Annotated in this window: 2 protein-coding genes; both read right to left on the bottom strand. The window is 58.9% G+C overall.

All coding sequences use genetic code 11. The annotated features are described in order from the left end of the window. Positions 1 to 693 precede the first annotated feature (693 nt). Positions 694 to 3,357, bottom strand: a complete 2,664-nt coding sequence (locus VMU57_RS19925) for a glycoside hydrolase family 3 C-terminal domain-containing protein (protein ID WP_325386623.1) — start codon at positions 3,355 to 3,357, stop codon at positions 694 to 696. Between the two features lie 50 nt (positions 3,358 to 3,407). Further along, positions 3,408 to 5,789 carry a glycoside hydrolase family 95 protein gene (locus VMU57_RS19930; RefSeq protein WP_325386625.1) on the bottom strand — a complete coding sequence of 794 codons (2,382 nt, stop codon included), beginning with the start codon at positions 5,787 to 5,789 and terminating at the stop codon, positions 3,408 to 3,410. Between the last annotated feature and the right edge of the window lie 163 nt (positions 5,790 to 5,952).

Genomic DNA, 5,952 nt, shown 5'->3' on the forward strand with positions numbered 1-5,952 from the left:
GGCCCGGGGAATTGCACCCCGAGCCGCTCACAGATCCGGACATGACGCTCTCGCGTCATTCGGCTCGTGCAGCCCGCGAAAGGCTGTCGCCTTTCATCCAGGAGGGTTCTTCCCGTTGCCGGTTGACCCAACTTGGATTGGACCGCCCACCCCCCATCGCTCCACTGCGATTACAGCAGCTTCATCACTACTGCGAGGTGGTCCGCCCTGATCGAAGCATTGGTACTTTCCGCCTTGAGTTTCTGCGCTTGTCCGTTTTTCCTTTTCATCTTCGAGCAGGTTCCCAAGTTCCGCACGAAAGCCTGAATGAGAGTCTCGCCTCCTCTGCACCGGACACCGCATGGACGGTAAACAGGTATCTTCCATGCTGATCCCGAGGTACTCTGCAGACCTCGGTTTCCATGTCATCTAACCCCTTTTCGATCCTTTAATCGGCGGTTCACTTACGTTCGTCTCTCTCACTCCTACATGACGCGGTCAAGCCATGCCTTTTAACCACAACGTTCACCACCGCGGCTTGTTACCGAAGCAGCTTGTGGCTGTTTGGAGCCTCCCCCTGCAGAGCGACTCCGAGGGGCCTTCCCTCATCTTTCGTACAGCATGAAGCTCGCGCTTCTTGATGGCACAAGCAGAGCCGGGCGGCTTCCCATGTTTAGCTAGCTTCGCTGCACGACGTGGAAGGTTTCTCCGAAGTTACTCTGGCAGCGTCATAGTCCCCTTCACACGGAAAATCTTCGTCAGCACATGCGCGGATGTTTGCGGCTGACCGCCGCCCACCGAGATGGTATAGTTGCCCTCGGGGATGGTGGGTTCGCCTGCTTCTGTCACCATGCTCAGGTCGCGCGGCCTTAACTCAAATCGCACGCGCTGCGAGGCGCCTCCCTCCAAGTGAACTCGCTGGAAAGCCCGCAGTGCGCGCAGCGGTGCGCCTGGCACGTTGGGGAAGGTCAGGTATAGCTGCGCTACCTCGTCGCCGGCACGGCAGCCGGTGTTGGTCACCGTCACCTCCGCAACTACTGGGCTACCTGCCTGTACAGCACTGGTGGGAACGGTAAGCCCGCTATAAGCGAAAGTGGTGTAGCTGAGGCCGTAGCCGAAGGGATAGAGCGGGGCTCCCTCGAAGTAACGATAGGTGCGGCCCTTCATCGCGTAATCGTCGAACGGAGGCAGCTGGTCCACGCCCGTGTAGAACGTCACTGGAAGCTTTCCTCCGGGGTTGTTCATCCCAGAGAGCGTCTGTGCCACGGCCAATCCGCCTTCCTCGCCGGGATACCATGCTTCCAGAATCGCATTGGCATGCTCCTTGGCCCAGTTCACGGCCAACGCGCTTCCGTTCACCAGCACAACCACCAGCGGCTTGCCGGTACTGCCCAGAGCTTTCAGCAGATCCTGTTCCGGCTTCGGGAGCGTGATCGCGGTGCGGTCGCCGCCCTTGAATCCCGGTACGTCCACCTTCATCTCTTCGCCTTCCAACTCGCTGGTAATACCCACCACGGCCACAATCACATCGGCCTTCTTGGCCGCTTCGATTGCCGCGGGCTGCGGCGTGAGGTCAATCTTGGACCACACCAGACGGACCACCGCGGCTGACTCTTCGCCCTGTTGGTACTCCACCAGCAACTGGACGGGATGGCCCTGCTCCAAGTGCACGCTGCCGAACTTGGTTTCCATGCCCTGGGTGTCCGAGGCCGAAGCTACTTCCTTGCCATCGAGCATGAGACGGAAGGAGCCGCCCCCTTCAACACCCAGATTGTATCCGCCTGTATCTTGCGGCGTAAGCGTCGCTTCCCAGCGAACGCGGATCAGCTTGATCCCGGCGACTTCACTGGGCAGCGATGCCGTGGAGAGGTCGATGGCCGGCTCGATGCGGGTAAAGAGCGGAGCCGTTTTGGCCTCCGGGTTGGTGATATCCTCCCTTTTCATCTCGAAGTAGCTAGCCTTGACGCCCGTCTTGCCGCCGGTTGTCAGCAGAGCGGCCGGCACCAATGCCCCATCCTTGCTGAGGAATTGCGTTCCAGGCACATAGTTGATGATGGCAGCAGGAAACTCCGCGCGGAGACCCTCCAAAATCGAGACCCGATGGGTGGGTATGCCGTTGTAATTGCCCAGCAGCACCTGGGTCTGGTTGGCCAGCGGACCAACCACGGCGATCTTGATGTCTGAAGTCCTGAGCGGCAGCACGCCGTCGTTCTTCAGCAGCACCATGGACTCGTTGGCCAGCTTCAGCGCCAGTCCCCGATGCGCCGCGCTGTCCAGTTCCTTCGGGTCGATGTTGGTGTACGGCACCATCTCCGGCGGATCAAACATGCCCAGCTTCATCCGCGCGGTGAAGAGCCGAGTAACGGCCACGTCGATGTCGCTCTCCTTCAGGTAACCCTGCTTCACGGCGTCGAGATAGGGTTTGTAATCGCGGTCTTCGTTCACGTTGGCAACAAAGTCGAGGCACTCGTTATCCATGCCGCGCTGCAGGCTGATGGCCGAAGCCTGTGCTTGTGTAGGCTTGTAGTGGTGACCGTTGAAGATGTCGCGCACCGCGTCGCAGTCGGAAACCACATAGCCCTTGAAGCCCCACTTGCCGCGCAACTGGTCCTGGAGCAGGAACTGGCTGGCGCAGGCGGGCTCACCGTTGATGCTGTTGTAGGCGCACATTACGGAACCGGCCTTGCCCTCGGTGACCGCGGCGCGGAACGCTGGCAGATAGGTATCCATCTCGTCGTGCTTGCTCACCTTCACGTCGGCGGTATGGCGCGTAGGCTCGGGCCCGCTGTGCACGGCAAAGTGCTTGGGGGTCGAGATGGTCCGGTAATAGTGCGGGTCATTGCCCTGCATGCCGGTCACGAAGGCCACGGCCATCCGGCCGGTCAGGAATGGATCCTCGCCATAGGTCTCTTGGCCCCGTCCCCAGCGCGGATCACGGAAGATGTTGATGTTGGGCGCCCAGAAATCCAGCCCCTCAAAGATATTGCTGTGGCCAGCCCGCACCGCCTGCGCGTGCTTGATGCGCCCCTCGATGCTGATGGCGACGGCCATTTCGTGGATGGCCGCCGGATCGAAAGTGGCGCCCAGGCCAATCGGCTCGGGGAACTCCGTGGTTCCATTCACGAGGACGCCATGCAGCGCCTCGCTCTGCCAGTCGTAGGCCGGCACATGGAGCCGCGGGATGGCCCGCGACTGATTCACAAGTTGTGTGGCCTTCTCTTCAAGCGTCATCCGGCCAACCAGGTCTGCCGCACGCTGCTCCGCCGGCAGGTTGGGGTCCAGGTACGCAGGTTTCTGGGCATCCTGCCCCCTGGCCACCCACGTAATTAGGCAACAAGCCAAACCTGCCGCTACAATTCGCAATCCAAAGCTCTTCATCGCTTTCCTCACAGACAATGTATTCGCAACCTCACAAGTTATGCGCAGCGTTACGTAAGATTGCTTCCTTTGAGCAAGACCTTGCTTCCAGGATGAACCTTGATCGAGATCGTCTTCTCGAGATACCGAAGAGTGCAGGTCCCACCCGTCTCTGAAGAAATCGTTGCACGAATCAGCTCGCCGTCCTCCCACGCCATCCCAACTTCGAATCCTCCGCGAGCGCGCAATCCAGAGACTTGTCCCGTTCGCCAGACAACAGGAAGAGCGGGTAGCAGATGGACTTCCCCTGCGTGGCTTTGCAGCAGCATCTCCGCGATTGCTGCGCAACCGCCGAAGTTCCCGTCCAGTTGAACACGAGGCTGATCGAACATATTCAATTCCGTGCGCGAACTGATAAGCTGAGCCAGCACATCGTGAGCCATGTCTGCATCGAGCAGGCGCGCCCATAGGCAGGCTCTCCAGGCCATGGCCCAGCCCATCCCGTCGACAGGGTTACCCCGCATGTCCATCAGTATGCGAGCGGCGTTTGCAAACTTCGTGTCCCTGGGCGTGATCTGGCTGCCTGGGAAGAGTCCGTAGAGCGGCGACATGTGACGGTGCGCGATTTCTGGTGCCGTGGTATCGAGGTCCTGAAGCCACTCCTGCAGTTGGCCGGCATGACCTACCTGAAACGGAGGCAGGCGGTCGCGAGTCTTCAAGCACTCCTGCGCAAATGTGGAGTCATGCAACAGGTTCGCCGCCTCGGCGCAGTTGCTGAAGAGCTCATGCAGGATTGCGTTGTCCATCGTCGGGCCAGCGGTCGTGGTCAGGCCCTTCTGGTAATCGTGCTCTGGTGACATTGACGGGCACGTCACGAGCCATCGATGCGTAGGTTCCTCCTGCAATGCATCGAGAAAGAACTGCGCCGCCCCCTTCATGATTGGGTAGAGTTCGGCGAGCCGTCGCATGTCGGCGAAGAATGCATATCGCTGATACAACGTGTTGCAGAGCCACGCCCCTCCGGTCGGCCACAGACCATAAAAGGCACCGTCTATCGGTGCTGTCGCTCGCCATAGATCCGTGTTGTGATGGCACACCCATCCGCGCGCGTGATACATCACCTGCGCAGTGTGTGCCCCTCGAATGGAGAGATCCCTGACCAAGTCAAAGAGCGGCTGATCGCACTCGGCAAGGTTCGCCACGTACACCGGCCAGTAATTCATCTCCGTATTAATGTTAACAGTGTACTTTCCGCCCCAGGCTGCGGACAAATCCTCGTTCCACATTCCCTGCAGGTTGACGGGCTGGCCGCCCTCGCGCGAACAAGACATCAACAGATAGCGCCCAAACTGGAAATAGAGTGCGGCAAGGGCAGGATCATTCCCACCTGCATACAGCTTGATCCTCGCGTCCGTTGAAAGGTAGGAGATCGTCGTAAGCGGCAACTCAAGCCGAACCCGGCTAAAGATCGCCTTATGCGCGATGACATGCTCGCTGCGCATTGACGGGAAAGAACGCTGAGCCGCCTTTTCAATCGCAGCCCGGCAAAGCGCGTCCGGATTCCCGCTCACATCGTCATATCTCTTGTAACTGGTGGCTGCAGTGATGTAGAGTGTTGCCTCGTCAGCACCGGAGATACTCAGCTTGTCGTCGACGGCCGAGGTCGTGCCACCCTTGGCTTCTACCCGTACTAGACTCACAAACGTCAGGTCATGATCCACCAGTTTGACGGTCCGATCCATAAGGTCGCCGTTTTGCCCGCTCATCCTAAGCGTGTCCTGGCTAACAGCTGATATTTCGTGTTGCTGTGGCGAGGTGATCGTCGCCTGGAATGTGAGCTGACCGGGCTTGCTTGCGGCTAGGTGAATTGCAATCACATTCTCTGCGACTGTAGCAAGAGCTTCCCGCCGATAGACCGTATCGCCTACCGAATACGCAGTAGAGGCGATGCCTTCGCCCAGATTCAACTCACGTCGGTAATTGGTGAACGAATCATGCCCTGAAAATGTGAGCTGTAATTCGCCCAGTGTCTGGTAAGAGGACTGCGTGTGGATGGGGCCGAAAAATACTTCGTCTTCCAACCGCTGTGCCTCTTCATACTTACCCTCGAAGACGAGTTGCCTGACTCGCTTCAAGTCCTCCTCGGAGACATCGACCTCCGGCGTGTAAGGGCCGCCCGACCAGAGTGTGTCCTCGTTCAGGCCGATGCGCTCCAGGGATGGGTCACCAAATACCATTGCGCCCAGCCGGCCATTCCCTAAAGGCAGTGCTTCGATCCAGACCCTTGCGGGTCTCTTATACCACAGCGTCAGCAGAGGGTCGACGTCTTCATTGATAGACGATGGGTCCTGCGCGAGTAGCTGTGATCCTCCAATCACCGCACTGGCAGCGAGTATGCCCGTTGTCTTCAAAACAGCGCGGCGCGTAACTGAAGCCTGCTTGGCGATTGACATGAACCTCCTATCTTGCCCCCGGAATGCCTTTCAGGATGATTGGCCTATACCGATCCCTGCGACAGTCATTGCCCCGCTTTCCGATGGAATATTCGCTCAACCATTGTGATGAGTAGGCTAATATCCGAACTCGTATTGAGTTGTCAAACATCTTCCCTATGAC

The sequence above is a fragment of the Edaphobacter sp. genome, from assembly GCF_035532915.1.
In the GTDB taxonomy this organism is placed as follows: domain Bacteria; phylum Acidobacteriota; class Terriglobia; order Terriglobales; family Acidobacteriaceae; genus Edaphobacter.